At 65.3% G+C, this 13,134-nt stretch carries 15 protein-coding genes; 9 read left to right on the plus strand and 6 right to left on the minus strand.

Annotation, left to right across the window (positions count from 1 at the left end; translation table 11 throughout):
• Position 1: 1 nt before the first annotated feature.
• The 3 genes from EPO50_RS30330 (at position 2) to EPO50_RS30340 (ending at position 1,315) form a co-directional block, all read left to right on the plus strand.
• A complete protein-coding gene (locus EPO50_RS30330; protein ID WP_296350659.1) occupies positions 2-376 on the plus strand; it encodes a nuclear transport factor 2 family protein in 375 nt (124 codons plus the stop codon).
• Positions 377-584: 208 nt separating this feature from the next.
• Positions 585-779, plus strand: a complete 195-nt coding sequence (locus EPO50_RS30335) for a hypothetical protein (protein WP_296350660.1) — start codon at positions 585-587, stop codon at positions 777-779.
• 230 nt (positions 780-1,009) lie between these two features.
• The gene (locus tag EPO50_RS30340; RefSeq protein WP_296350662.1) at positions 1,010-1,315 is read left to right on the plus strand and encodes a hypothetical protein; all 306 of its coding nucleotides are present in this window, start codon (positions 1,010-1,012) and stop codon (positions 1,313-1,315) included.
• A gap of 53 nt (positions 1,316-1,368) precedes the next feature.
• Here EPO50_RS30340 and EPO50_RS30345 read toward each other — a convergent pair whose 3' ends face one another.
• The 3 genes from EPO50_RS30345 to ahpC form a co-directional block, all read right to left on the minus strand.
• A complete protein-coding gene (locus EPO50_RS30345) occupies positions 1,369-2,433 on the minus strand; it encodes a patatin-like phospholipase family protein (RefSeq protein WP_296350664.1) in 1,065 nt (354 codons plus the stop codon).
• 80 nt (positions 2,434-2,513) lie between these two features.
• Positions 2,514-4,094, minus strand: a complete 1,581-nt coding sequence (gene ahpF / locus EPO50_RS30350) for an alkyl hydroperoxide reductase subunit F (RefSeq protein WP_296350665.1) — start codon at positions 4,092-4,094, stop codon at positions 2,514-2,516.
• A gap of 76 nt (positions 4,095-4,170) precedes the next feature.
• Positions 4,171-4,740, minus strand: coding sequence for an alkyl hydroperoxide reductase subunit C (gene ahpC, locus EPO50_RS30355; RefSeq protein ID WP_296350667.1), 570 nt, complete (start codon positions 4,738-4,740; stop codon positions 4,171-4,173).
• 142 nt (positions 4,741-4,882) lie between these two features.
• On the opposite strand from ahpC, the gene EPO50_RS30360 reads away from it, so the two are divergent.
• Positions 4,883-5,779, plus strand: a complete 897-nt coding sequence (locus EPO50_RS30360; RefSeq protein WP_296350669.1) for a hydrogen peroxide-inducible genes activator — start codon at positions 4,883-4,885, stop codon at positions 5,777-5,779.
• A gap of 9 nt (positions 5,780-5,788) precedes the next feature.
• Here the strand turns inward: EPO50_RS30360 and EPO50_RS30365 are convergent, their stop codons facing one another.
• Positions 5,789-8,911 (minus strand): adenylate/guanylate cyclase domain-containing protein, encoded by a 3,123-nt coding sequence (locus tag EPO50_RS30365; protein WP_296350671.1) that lies wholly within the window; start codon positions 8,909-8,911, stop codon positions 5,789-5,791.
• 137 nt (positions 8,912-9,048) lie between these two features.
• Between EPO50_RS30365 and EPO50_RS30370 the strand changes: the two genes are divergently transcribed.
• From EPO50_RS30370 to EPO50_RS30385, 4 genes are all read left to right on the plus strand, one after another.
• A complete protein-coding gene (locus tag EPO50_RS30370; protein WP_296350673.1) occupies positions 9,049-9,483 on the plus strand; it encodes a hypothetical protein in 435 nt (144 codons plus the stop codon).
• 20 nt (positions 9,484-9,503) lie between these two features.
• A complete protein-coding gene (locus EPO50_RS30375) occupies positions 9,504-10,103 on the plus strand; it encodes a hypothetical protein (protein WP_296350675.1) in 600 nt (199 codons plus the stop codon).
• 84 nt (positions 10,104-10,187) lie between these two features.
• The gene (locus EPO50_RS30380) at positions 10,188-11,177 is read left to right on the plus strand and encodes a patatin-like phospholipase family protein (RefSeq protein ID WP_296350677.1); all 990 of its coding nucleotides are present in this window, start codon (positions 10,188-10,190) and stop codon (positions 11,175-11,177) included.
• Entirely contained in the window at positions 11,174-11,581 is a 408-nt protein-coding gene (locus EPO50_RS30385) for a hypothetical protein (protein WP_296350679.1), read from the plus strand. The genes EPO50_RS30380 and EPO50_RS30385 overlap by 4 nt, the downstream gene beginning before the upstream one ends.
• A gap of 171 nt (positions 11,582-11,752) precedes the next feature.
• Here the strand turns inward: EPO50_RS30385 and EPO50_RS30390 are convergent, their stop codons facing one another.
• Positions 11,753-12,010 carry a hypothetical protein gene (locus EPO50_RS30390; protein WP_296350681.1) on the minus strand — a complete coding sequence of 86 codons (258 nt, stop codon included), beginning with the start codon at positions 12,008-12,010 and terminating at the stop codon, positions 11,753-11,755.
• Between the two features lie 3 nt (positions 12,011-12,013).
• A complete protein-coding gene (locus EPO50_RS30395) occupies positions 12,014-12,343 on the minus strand; it encodes a hypothetical protein (RefSeq protein WP_296350683.1) in 330 nt (109 codons plus the stop codon).
• 111 nt (positions 12,344-12,454) lie between these two features.
• Between EPO50_RS30395 and EPO50_RS30400 the strand changes: the two genes are divergently transcribed.
• The gene (locus EPO50_RS30400) at positions 12,455-13,129 is read left to right on the plus strand and encodes an MSMEG_1061 family FMN-dependent PPOX-type flavoprotein (RefSeq protein WP_296350685.1); all 675 of its coding nucleotides are present in this window, start codon (positions 12,455-12,457) and stop codon (positions 13,127-13,129) included.
• Positions 13,130-13,134 lie beyond the last annotated feature (5 nt).

Below are 13,134 nucleotides of genomic sequence, written 5' to 3' on the forward strand. Positions count from 1 at the left end.
CATGTCCACCATCACTTCATCGCCCGACGCCGTCGTCGAAACCTACGTCGCTGCCTGGAACGAGACCGATGCCGGCCGTCGCGCTGCTGCCATTGCCCAGTCCTTTGCTGAAAAGAGCACCTACCGCGATCCGGTGATGACGAGCGATGGCCCTGCCGGGATCGACGCCATGCTGGCCGGCGTGCAGGCCAAGTTTCCGGGCTTCGTGCTGAAGCGGACCTCGAAGGTCGATGCCCACAACGGGGCGCTGCGCTTCACCTGGTCGCTCGGCCCCGCGTCGGGCCCGTCGGTGGTCGAAGGTGTCGACTTCTGCACCCTGGCGCCCGATGGGCGGCTGGCATCGGTGGTTGGTTTCATCGACAAGATGCCGGGCTGAACGCCGTAGCGACAAAGGCGCGGTCTCTTTTCGAGGCCGCGCCGCCCTCAATCGTCATTGTAACCATGGCCGGAAGCACCCATGTTCAGGGGAGCAACACGGCCCGTCCGCTCGGCGGGCACTCCACACCGCTCTAGCCAAACGGCGTGTCGGTGGCCCTGCGTACAGCCCAGATGGTGCCCATTTCTCCAATTGGAGAGGGCCTTTTATGACAATCGACTCAGCCAAGGGTCTTCGTGACCAGGCGCTCCAGCTCGCCTTTGAAAAGGAAGTCGCCCGCCAACGCCTCCGCTCGGCCCTCTCGCTCGCCAAGGACATCGGCATCGCCGTGCTGATCCTCGCGGGTATCGGCACTTTTCTCAGTGTCGGCTCGTCCGGGTTGAACCTGTTTGCCTTGCACTAGTGACCATCTTGCGACGTGCCGGCGGACGCGAGGTTTCCGCCACCAACAATAGTGCAGCCAAGTCGCGGCAGGAGCCGCGCCAACAAGCGAAGTGCCTCAGTGAATAGTTGGAACTGGTACGATCCGCCCATCCTGTTTCCGATCTTCCTCATCCTGCTCATCGCGGGATACGCGCTGCTGCGAACGCCGCTTGGATAGAGGGCCTAGCGAACGACCGGAGGCGCAGCGTCATGACCGACAAGACGATCGATCTGGATCAGCGTCGCGGATTGGCATCACAGCACGCGACCGAACTGCGCCGCTTGGTATCGGATGTCGAAGCCAATGAGGAGGCGCTGCGCAAACGCCAGGAGGAGGTGGAGCGCCAACTGCTGGCGCGTCCGGCCGAGAGTTGGCTGGAGGCCGCGGACAAGGCACGCTACCTGCTTGGCCGCTACGCCGCCACCGCGACCGGCGGCGACGCCCGAACGAGGACGTTGATCGCCGCCGTGCTTCAGGATTTCGATCGGCTGACGGCGGCCTCGTCCGGAACGTAGGCCGCCGTCGCGCGGCTAGGGTCTGTACCCGGTCGAGACGACAGGGAGGACGGCTAGTTCCAGAACGCCTTCACCTTTGCCACGTCCGCCAACCCGCGTTCGTGGCCATATTTGAGAAGTGGTGCGATCCATTTCGGATCCATGAGGCTGTCCACTTTCTCCACGCCGGGCAGCAGGCCCACGACCACGAGCATGGTCTTCGTGCCGCCGGCCTCGAGGTCGCGGGTTTCCTGCTGCAATGTGTTCGGCATGCCCGAGGTGCGCAGGCCCTGCTCCACGGCCTGCGGTCCGCCGTCGGTGAGCGAGATGAACAGCGCGCGCCTGACGCCCGCCACGACGTCGCCGTGTGTGCTCGTCTGGCAGATGCCGCCATCCATGCAGAGCCGGTCCTTCAGCCATGTCGGCCCCATCGAGCCGGGGAGCGAGGAACTCGCCGCGCACGCCGCCGTGATCGGCACGCCCGCACTCTGGCTCACCACGAGGCGCTCGCCGGTGTAGCAATCGTTGGCAGTGGTATGCAGCTTGGGCGAGGGCCATGGGTCGTTGCCGATCAGGCGGCCTACTACTGTCTCGTAGCCCTTGGCGTCGTCGGGATTGCGGGCCGCCATCGCCGCGCGGCCGATCGCGCGGATGGTCGCGGGGTTGGCATCCCGTGCCTCGATCGCCATTCGGCGCGCCCTAATCTGGCTCTCGTTGGCCTGCAGGGCGGGCACGAGGGCAGCAAACAGCTTCGGGAAATCGGCGAACACGTCGAGCTCGGCGGTGAGCCGCCACAGCCGGCCGCCGGTCAGCACGGCACCGGCGATCGAACCGGCGGAGGTGCCGACCACGATGTCGGCCGTCGCCAGGTCGACGCCGTTCTGCTTCAGCGCATGGAAATAGCCCATCATCCACGAGACGAGATAGGCGCCGCCGCCGCCCAGCACGAGACCGCGTTCCTTTCCCGCGCCCGGCGGTGGCGTATAGGGGATGGGATGCGCCAGGCCGTCGTTCCAGCCGGCCGGGGTTGGTCCGGACGCGTTGCCGGTTTGTGCGTGGGCGCCGGAAGCACTGAGCGCAAGCGCCGCCGTGGCGGGAGCAGCGGCAAGCAGGTGGCGGCGGGTCGGCTGGATTTTCATCGGGCTCCTGTTCGAGAGGTTTGCCGGATGAGTATGCCATCACTTCGCCTCTCCCCTCATGGGAAGAGGCGAAGTGGACGTCACGCAGCCTTGGCGATGTCCACCGGCTCGTTGCGGATCAGGTAGTCGAACGCCGAGAGTGCGGCCTTGGCGCCTTCACCCATGGCGATGACGATTTGCTTGTAGGGCACGGTCGTCGCATCGCCGGCGGCGAACACGCCGGTGGCGGAGGTGGCGCCGCGGGCGTCGACCTCGATCTCACCGCGCGGGCTGAGCGCGATCACTCCCTTCAGCCACTCGGTGTTGGGCACCAGGCCGATCTGCACGAAGATGCCGTCCAGCTCGACCTGCTTCGTCTCGCCGCTCGGCCGGTCTTTGTAGGAGAGGCCCGTCACCTTGGCGCCGTCGCCATGAACTTCCGTCGTCTGGGCGGAAACGAGTGTGGTGACGTTCGGCAGCGATGCGAGCTTGGCCTGCAGCACGGCGTCGGCCCGGAGCTGGCTGTCGAACTCGATCAAGGTGACATGCGCCACGATGCCCGCGAGGTCGATCGCCGCCTCGACGCCGGAGTTGCCGCCGCCGATCACCGCCACCCGCTTGCCCTTGAACAACGGGCCGTCGCAATGCGGGCAGTAGGCCACGCCCTTGTTGCGATACTCGGCTTCGCCCGGAACGTTCATCTGCCGCCAGCGCGCGCCGGGGGATAGTACGACCGTGCGCGCCTTGAGGCTGGCACCGTTCTGGAGCTGTACTTCCACCAGGCCGCCCGGCTGCGTCGCCGGGATCAGCTTCGTGGCGGTCTGCAGGTCCATCACATCGACCTCGTAGTCCTTCACGTGGCTCTCCAGCGCCGCGGCCATCTTCGGGCCCTCGGTGTGGGAAACGGAGATGAAGTTCTCGATGCCCATCGTGTCCAGCACCTGGCCGCCGAAGCGCTCCGAGGCGATGCCGGTGCGGATGCCCTTGCGGGCGGCATAGATCGCCGCTGCAGCGCCGGCCGGGCCACCGCCGATGACCAGCACGTCGAACGCCGCCTTGGCTGCGATCTCCTCGGCCGCGCGCTCGCCGGCGCCGGTGTCGAGCTTGGCCAGGATCTGCTCCAGGCTCATGCGGCCCTGCGCGAAGGGCTGGCCGTTCAGGAACACCGAGGGCACGGCCATCACGCCACGCTTCTCAACTTCCTCCTGGAACAGCGCGCCGTCGATAGCGGTGTGGCGGATCTTCGGATTGAGCACGCTCATCAGGTTCAGCGCCTGCACCACGTCGGGGCAGTTCTGGCAGGACAGCGAGAAATAGGTCTCGAACGCCTGGTCGCCCGGCAGGCCCTGGATGCGCTCGATCGTCTCCTGCGTCTCCTTGCTGGGATGGCCGCCGACCTGCAGCAGCGCCAGCACCAGAGACGTGAATTCATGGCCCATCGGCAGGCCGGCGAAGCGCACGGAGATGTCGGTACCGGCGCGCACGATGGCGAAAGATGGCCGGCGCGCATCGTCGTCGCGGCGCACATAGGTCACCTTGTCGGAGAGCGTGGCGATCTCTTCCAGGAGCTCCTGCAGTTCGCGCGACTTCGCGTCGTCGCCGAGAGACGCCACCAGTTCCACCGGCTGCGTCAGGCGCTCGAGGTATCCCTGCAACTGTGTCTTGAGGTTGGCGTCCAACATTGAAGTTACTCCGGAAAAACTCTGATCACGTTCCTCTCCCCCGCCATCGGGGGAGAGGTTTGGTGAGCGGCCGTCGTTAGATCTTGCCGACCAGATCCAGGCTCGGGGCCAGGGTCTTCTCGCCTTCTTTCCAGGCGGCGGGGCAGACTTCGCCCGGATGGGCGGCGACGTACTGGGCGGCCTTGACCTTGCGCAGCAGCTCCTTGGCGTCGCGGCCGATGCCGCCGGCGGTGATCTCGACGATCTGGATCTTGCCTTCGGGGTCGATGACGAAGGTGCCGCGGTCCGCGAGGCCCGCTTCCTCGATCATCACGCCGAAGTTGCGGGTGATCGTGCCGGTCGGGTCACCGACCATCACGTAGTCGATCTTCTTGATGGCAGCCGAGGTGTCGTGCCACGCCTTGTGGCTGAAGTGGGTGTCGGTCGAGACGCTGTAGATCTCCACGCCCAGCTTCTTGAACTCGGCATAGTTGTCGGCCAGATCCTCGAGCTCGGTCGGGCAGACGAAGGTGAAGTCGGCCGGGTAGAAGAACACGACAGACCACTTGCCCTTCCCCTTGAGGTTGGCGTCGGTCACGTCGACGAACTTGCCCTTCTGGAAGGCGGTCGCCTTGAACGGCTTAATTTCGGTGTTGATCAAAGACATTTCGGTACTCCTTGAGTGTTCGGTCACGCCGGGAAGGCGACGGCTGAACCCGGCGTCGGACTAAGACTTAGGAGCGTTCTAAGATTTATTAAATCGCAAAATACCGAATTGATTAATCGGAAAAAGCGATTACATACTATCCATGAGGACCGTCCCCACCCTGCGGCAACTGCGGTATCTGGTTGCCGTGGTCGACCGTTGCCACTTCGGCCAGGCGGCTGCGGCCTGCAACGTCAGCCAGTCGACCCTGAGCGCCGGTATCCAGGAGCTGGAAGATCTGCTGGGCGCCCCCCTGCTGGAGCGGACCAAACGCACGGTCGTGCCGACGGCATTGGGCCGCGATCTGGCGGACCGGTCGCGCGGCCTGTTGAAGGGCGCCGAGGAACTGATGGATGTGGCGCAGGCGGCACGCGAACCCATGGCCGGGCCGCTGCACCTCGGTGTCATCCCGACCATCGGCCCGTTCCTGCTGCCGCGCGCGCTGCCGCAGTTACGTGAAACCTTTCCCAAGCTGCAGCTCTATCTGCGCGAGGACCAGACCGCGCGGCTCCTCGAACGGCTGGACGCCGGCGAGCTCGATGCCGTGCTGCTGGCGCTGCCTTATGCGCTGGGCGATCTCGAGGTGATGGATCTCGGCGAGGATCGGTTCTCTGTCGTCTATCCCGCCGACCATCGGCTGCCGGCCACCGATGCGGCGACTCCGGCCGATATCGCGAGCGAAAATCTGTTGCTGCTGGAGGATGGCCACTGCCTGCGCGACCAGGCGTTGGCAGCGTGTGAACTCGAAGGCGCGCGCCGCAACACCGCCTTCAACGGCACCAGCCTGCATACGCTCGCCCAGATGGTGGCCAACGGATTGGGCGTCACCCTGATGCCGCAGATGGCGCTGGATGCCGGCATCGTGCGCGGCCTCGACGTTGCCGTGCGGCCAATGACAGGCAGCGCGCCGCATCGTCGTATCGGACTCGTCTGGCGGCGCACCTCCGCGCGCAAGGAAACCTTTCGCCAGTTGGGTGAGGCGCTTCGCCCTTTCCTTTAGAGGAGCGCGTTACGCGCCCGGATGCGAGAGACGCCGCAGCAATTCTGCGCCCGTCGTATCGACCAGCGTATTAAACGACGCCGATGCCGGGCCGCCAATCAGCCATTCGCTGTAGGCCAGCCAGACCTTGGCCCCACGCCGGCGTGCAACGGCAGCGGCTTCCTCGGCCGTGTCGCGTGCGCGATCGGCGAGGCCGGCGCGGAGTTGGGCATGGGCGAGGTCCGCCAACAGACGCGCTTCGTTTTCCAACCCGGCATTGCGGCGGCGAGCGTAAGCCAAGGCCTCACTCAGTGTCGTCGTTGCGTCGGAGTGAGCGCCGCGCATGGCCTGCGCTAGCCCGGCATAACCTTTGCCGTAGACCAGGAGGTAGGGGTTGCCGCTGCGCTCGGCGAGCTGCAGCGTCTGCTTGCTGTGGTTTTCCAGCAGGCCGACGTCACCCAGCGCCCAGGCGATGTCGCATTGCGTGGCATGCGCCAGCAATCTGTGCAGCACGTCCACTGTCGCTTCGTCCGAGGCAATCAGCGCGTCGAGCAATAAACGCGCTTCGTCGAACCGCCCCATCATGGCGAGGATCTGGGCGCGCATGCCGTTGATCCAGATGGCGATGCTGAAGCCGAGTGTCTGCTGGTCGACCTCGTCGATATCCTGCACGCGCGCCAGAGCACGGTCGTTTGCTTCGAGCGCGTGGGACAGGTCACCCGATAGCCGGAGCGCATGGCACTGGATCGCCGTCAGCACGACTCGCAGGCTGGCGTTGCGCACGCTGTCGTCGACGGTCGCCAAGGCTTCGGTGACGGTGGCGACGTAGTCCTCGGCAGAGCCGCTGGCGGCCAATGCGCGGCCGTAAGCGGCGGTCAACAAGGTGACGGCGCGCATATCGTGCAGCTCGCGGGCAATCGCCAGTGCCTCGGCGTAGTAAGGTTCGACATCGACGGCCGTCAGCCCCTCGCGCCAGGCGAGGTTCACGATCTGGCCGCTGGCCATCAGCAGCGGATATCGCTGCGGTCCCTGCAGCGGCAATCCGATCAGCAACCGGCGCGCCCGCTTCCAGGCCTCCAGGGCCTGTGCAGGGTCGCGCGTGCCGTGCCATGTGCCGGCCTTCATGCTGTACGAAGCCGCCTGCAGGGGATTGCCTGCTTCTTCCCAGTGGTAGGCGAGGAAGTTCGCCTGCGCGCCGTTGGGATCGGGCAAGGTTTTCTCGAGTTCCGCGGCCACCGAGGCATGCAGGGTCCGCCGCTTCTCGGAAAGCAGCGAGTGATAGGCGACGTCCTGCACCATGGGATGACGGAAGGCGAACAGGCCTTCGCCGCCACCGGCGCCAGTTTCGTAGACAAGGCCGGCGCCGGCCAGGCGATGCATCGTGCCGCCGAGTTGCGAGGCTAATCCGCCGACCAGCCGCGCCAGTACCGGCAGGGCGAACTCGCGGCCGATCACGGCGGCTGTCTGCAGGATCGATTTCTCTGCCTCGGGCCGGCCATCGATGCGCGCGCCGATGATCGCCTGCACCGTGTCGGGCACCAGGTGCATGTCGGGCGTTCGCAGCAGACGGTAGGCGCCGCGCTCTCCGGCAAGATGGCCGCTTTCCTCGAACTTGCGTACCAGCTCCTCGATGAACAGCGGGTTGCCGCGCGCCCGGTCAGCGATCAGCGCCAGGAGTGTCACGACCGATTCGTCATCGCCGAGCAGCCGCGCGGCCATCACATCAGCCGCTCCCTGCCGCAGTGGCGCCAGCGAGACCTGATCGTAGTGATCGCCATGCATCCAGGCCGCGGCGTAGCCGGGCCGGAAGTTGACCACGAACAGAATGCGCGTGCCGGGCAGCGCCTCTGCCAGCACTTCGAGCAACGACTCGCTCCCTGAATCGAGGAAATGCAGATCCTCGAGCAGGATAACGGCAGGGGCGGTCGTTCCCGCCGTGCGGATAAGGCGACGGAACAGGCCGTTCAGACGTTCGCGTCGCGCGACCGGGTCGGCTCTGGGAAGTGTCACGGCGGGATCGGCGACGGCGAGAAAATCGAACAGCAGTGCGAGGTCGCTGCCGAGATCGGCGTTCACGGACTGCAATGTCGCGATGATCTTCTCGCGGGCGCGCTCCGGAGTGTCGTCCGGCGCGATCTCGAAGAGCGCCTTCACCACGTCGATCACCGGCTCGAAGGGTGTCGCGCGGCTGTGCGCGAGCGCCAGACCTTCGAGCACTCGTATGCCGCGTGCGCGGCAGCGTTCGGCGAACTCGAAGCAGAGCCTACTCTTGCCGACGCCGGCGTCGGCTACCAGGCCGACCGCGCATCCGTCGCCTTCGCTCGCCCGCTCCAGGCCGCGTTCGAGCAACGCCAGCTCGGCATCGCGGCCGACGAAGTCGGAGCGACCGACCTCGCCACTGAACCGCTGGCTGTTGGGGCCGCGTCGCAGGCCAGTGAGCAGGAAGATTTCGAGAGGTGCCGAGAGACCGCGGATCGGCTGGGCCCCGAGTGACTCGACGGAGACGAACTGTCGGGCACCACGCAGGGTCGCCGACGAAAGAGCGATACCGCCGGGAGGCGCCAGGTTTTGCAAACGATTAGCGATGTGGACCGCGAGGCCGGTGGCATCGAACTCGTTGGCGAAATCGTTGGCAATCACCCGTGCCAGCACTTCACCAGAATGCATGCCGACCCGCACCGGCGGCGCCGACGGCAGGGCCTTGAACGCTGCCTGCATGGCAAGGGCAGCACAGCAGGCGCGTACGGCATGGTCCTCCTGCGGGTTGGGCGCGCCGAACAGAGCCATGATGCCGTCGCCCTGGATCTTGACGACGGTGCCCTCGAAACGGTGCACCGCCTCCTTCATGGCCTCGATGCAGGGAGACAGGCGGCGGTCAGCTTCTTCGGGATCGAGGGCTTCGATCAGCTCCGTCGAGCCGAAGACGTCTGAGAACAAAACTGTGATCTGTTTGAGTTCACCCTCGATGACGGGGATGTTGGCGGCCGCTGTCATCGGCGTCCGTTGCACGGCCTTGCCGCACTGGGTGCAGAAGCGGGCCATCGCCGCGTTCAAGTGGTTGCACGAGGGACAAAGCCGACCCAATGCCGATCCGCAGGAAATGCAGAAGCGGCTGTCACCAGCATTTTCGGTTTCACAACTCGTGCAACGCATCGTCACCCCGACGGTGGTGCAGAGCGAAGTCTAGCGGCCCTTCCGCAAATAGGGGAGTCTCGTCGAGACTCGCTCGGGTTGTAGACTCCCCGTGGTCCTCGCCCTAAGTTCGGCGTTCGATCGGTGGAGACCTCGGCATGATCCTGGGCTCAGTAACGCCGAAGCGTCATTTGCGGTCTTTACAGGATTTACGGCATCGCACCCGCATCGAACGGATTGTCGGGCGGTTTGCTGCGCGTTTCCCAGCCATTTGGTTCGACATTCTGTGGACGTCGCCGACCTGCAACGCGCAGGCCTTCGTGCTGGATGGGCGACAGCGTGTCCGCCTCTATGGTGGCCTCGCCCGGCATCGCCGGCTCTCGATCGCGGGTATTGCCTGGGTGATGGCCCACGAGGCCGGGCATCACCTCGGTGGTCCCCCTTTGCACCCCCACTATTTCTGGCTGAGCTCGGAGGAACGTGCCGATGAATGGGCTGCGACCCGCGGCCTGCAAGCCGTCTTTGGCAGATCGCTAGGCCGTCGCTACGCGACCGTCGGCCGTCGCGAGGCGATGAAAGTCGCGGACTTATAGAGTCGACAGGGGAAGGAACAATGGGACTGTGGCTGAACGATAGGCAAATCCAACGAATCGTCGCCAGGCTGGACTTCAAGTTCAGCGACAGCGGCCCCAACAGCGGCATTCAGAAGATCCGCAGAACGCCCAACCGGATGAAGCGATTTGATCCCGGTTCCGCAGGTCTCAAACTGCACAAGATCGCGCGACGCATGCGCATCTGGGGCGATGCAAGGGGGCCTGGCACGCCTCATTCCAAACGATGGTGGGGTTTCCTCAAGGTCCTTCACTCCAAGGCGAACAACATGCCTGGCGGCGGCAGCGATGCCGCTGAAGACATCAAGAAGTACATCAAGGAAGCTTTGGAGGCGGCCAACTGCGAGGCGATCAAGTTCGCCGCTGTGACCGGGACGGACCTGCGCGTGACGACCAACGACATCTGGCTGCCGGAGGACGATTCGAAACGCATCGTCCTGATCATGTTGCAGACACCGGAGACCGACGGCACCGAGGAGGACGATCCAGGTACGGGCGGTGAGGATCCACCCGACGAGGATCCATTCGCGCGAGCGGCGGCGCGCGCGCGGGTCGTTGCGAAGAAATCGGCGAAGAAGGCGGCGAAAAAGAAGAAACCCTGATCGCTGAGATGTGCGTGGCCGGGCACTAGACGCCCGGCCAACACTCTCCGCACACTCGACCCTTAATCCTCTGGGGAGAGGGATATGATCGATCGTCGGCTCGCCATCCTGGCCATGGCGTTGATGTTGGTCGGCTGCGGTTCACCGCGGCCGGAGACATTGCAGGGCGAAGTCTGCAAGTCGATCGCCACAGCGGGACGCTCACCCTACCCCTGGCCCGACATCTATCAGAGCGTGATCGACGCGCAGGTCCAGCTTGCGCCGGTGCCGCCAGGCGGAGTGCCGCCTGCCGCCGCGCCCGCGCCGCCACCGGCTGCCACACCACGCAACGAAGCCTTCCGTAACAAGGTCGCGGCCCAGGCCGATGCGCGCCAACAGGCTCCGGCTCCGCCGCCGACTGTTGCGCCGCGCCCGGCCGCGCCACCCGCACCTCCGCCGACGCGCATCCTCTCCGTCTCCGCTGGCGGCGCCTGGGGCGCCTTCTCGGTGGGCTTCCTCGAAGGCTGGGGCGAGAACAGCGCCGAGCCACGGCCCAAGTTCGACGTGGTGACGGGCGTCAGCACCGGTTCGATGGTCGCACCGGTGATCTTCCTGGGCGATGCCAAGCGCATGGCCAAGCTGCGAGAGATGTATTCCAACCTCGGCAACAAGGATGTCTTCACATCCCGCGGCACGCTCGCACTGCTTACCGCCACATCGCTTTACGACAACGCGCCGCTGAGGCGAAAGGTCGAGGAGATCCTGGACGAGGAAATGGTCGAGGCGATCGCCGCCGAGAATGCGACGCGCACGCTGGCCGTGATGGCGACCAATCTCGACAGCGGCGTGCCCGAGGTCTTCGACCTCACCGCCATCGCTGCACGCAAGGACATGACCATGGCGCAAAAACGCCAGCGCATGGTTGCCGCCATCATGGCTTCGGCAGCGCTGCCCATGGGCTTCCCGCCGGAGTTCATCGACAACAACCTCTATGTCGATGTGGCGTTCGCCTGCATGTCTTCTTCACGCGCGAGCTGCAGGCGGCCCTGCAAGGGCGACGGCTCGACCTCACCATCGTGGTCAGCGGCGACATGAAGGTGGGGCGTGATTGCACCGGCAAAGACGGTCTCGATCTCTTGAGCATCGCCGGCCGCACCGCCTCTATTGCGGTCGACCAGCTGCTGCGTTCTAGTGTGGAGTCGCTGCTGACGGTCGGCCGCCAACGCGGCAACGTCGCGCGCTACATCGATGCCGCTTCGCTGATCGACTACGGCGCCAAGGTTCCACAGCCCGGCATGCCACCGCCCGGTCCCTGCCGCATCGGCAGTGGTGGAGACAATGACGACATGTTCGATCCTGTCTTTCAGCGTTGCCTGGCCGTCCAGGGTGCAGCCATGGGCCGGTCGGACCCGATCCCCTGGCGCCTGACCATCCGGGGTGGCCGGGTCACTCGCCCTGCGGTTGCTCCGCCCGTTCCGGTCGTTCCCCCAACCGGGTGAAGCTTCCTTCGGACAAGCCTAATGCAGGCAAGCTATGCACGAAAAAATCGGCGGACACTCTGGTCCGCCGCCTGACAAACTGCTAACTCGAATTTGCAGAGATTAAGGCCTGTGCGCCCGATCGCGGAACTCGCGATCGGGCTTTTTTTGTCCTTGTTTCCCAACCCAGCATCACTGCTGTGCAGGCGGGTTAGGCGCTGGTGCGGTGTCGGTCGGCGCCGGTGTCGGGCGCATCGGGATCGCCGGTGTTCGCGTCTCATCCGGTGGTACGGTGGTCGCCGCCGGGTCGGGCGGCGCGCGGGCGGTGTCGTTGTGGATGTCGACAGTGCCCGACATGAACAACAAGCCGACCGCGATCATGAGCACTGCCACCACCCCTACCACCAGGTAGAGACCCCGACTGGGCGTACGAAGGTCGTTACTCGCCATGACCTACTCCTGCGGCGCGGGGCGCGGCTGGGCGGGCGTGACCGGGGCCATCGGCGCGGCCGAAGCCGGCGGCTTGGGCTGGTCGATGCCAGGCACCGTATTCGGATTGGCACTCGGCGTTTCGGTCAGCGACCGTTCGGTAGCTGGCGGAGACTGAGCCTGCTGCTCATTGTTCTGCGGGTTGGCGAAGTAAAGATATCCGCCCACCAAGGCGACGCCGGCCAAAATGGCCAGAAGCGCGAAGCCTGAGTTGCCCGTGTTGGTCTCGTATCCCGGTTGCTGACCGTAACGGTCGCGGTTGGGACCCAGATCGTTAGGGTTATAGTCGCTCATCTGGTCCTCCTCTCTTGGTGTGGTTCTGTGAGCAAACGACTCGTCGCGGCCAATGGTTTCCAGGGAAAGACATGGCTGGTAGCCTTCCCGGTAATGATGGAGGTCTAACAAATGCCTGATTCGATGCCTTTTTCTGCACCGTCCAGGGAACCCGCGCTGCTCGACGCCGCCGGCGCGGCGGCGCTGGTCGGTTCCTACGCACCGGTCTCCAAGACCGCGGCGATAAAGGATATCGGCCGCATCGACGCCCATATGGGCCGCTTCATCGGGCTGTCGCCGATCTGCCTGGTCGCCACGGCCGATGCCTCGGGCAAGCAGGACGTGACCCCGCGCGGCGATCCGCCCGGATCGTTCAAGGTGCTCGACGAGAAGACGATCGCGATCGCCGACCGCCCCGGCAACAACCGGCTCGATACGTTGAAGAACCTGCTGGAGAATCCTGAGGTCGCGCTGATCTTTCTGCTGCCCGGCGTCAGCGAGACGGTACGAGTCGCGGGCACGGCGCGCCTCTCGGTCGACCCGGCGTTGCTGGAGTCGATGGCCGTGCAAGGCAAGGTGCCGAAATGCGCCATCGTCGTCTCGGTGCGGCAGGCCTACCTGCATTGTGCCAAGGCGCTGCTGCGGTCGCGGCTCTGGACCGGCGACTATGTCCAGCCGAAGGGCACCTTCCCATCGATCAGCCGCATGGTCGGCGATCAGGTTGGTCTTTCCGAGGAAGAGAAGAAGCAGCGCGAGGCCGCGACCGAGCGTGCTTACAAAGAAGGACTGTGGGCACCGGTGACCTGATCGGT

Source organism: Reyranella sp. (genome assembly GCF_004297405.1).
In the GTDB taxonomy this organism is placed as follows: Bacteria; Pseudomonadota; Alphaproteobacteria; order Reyranellales; family Reyranellaceae; genus Reyranella.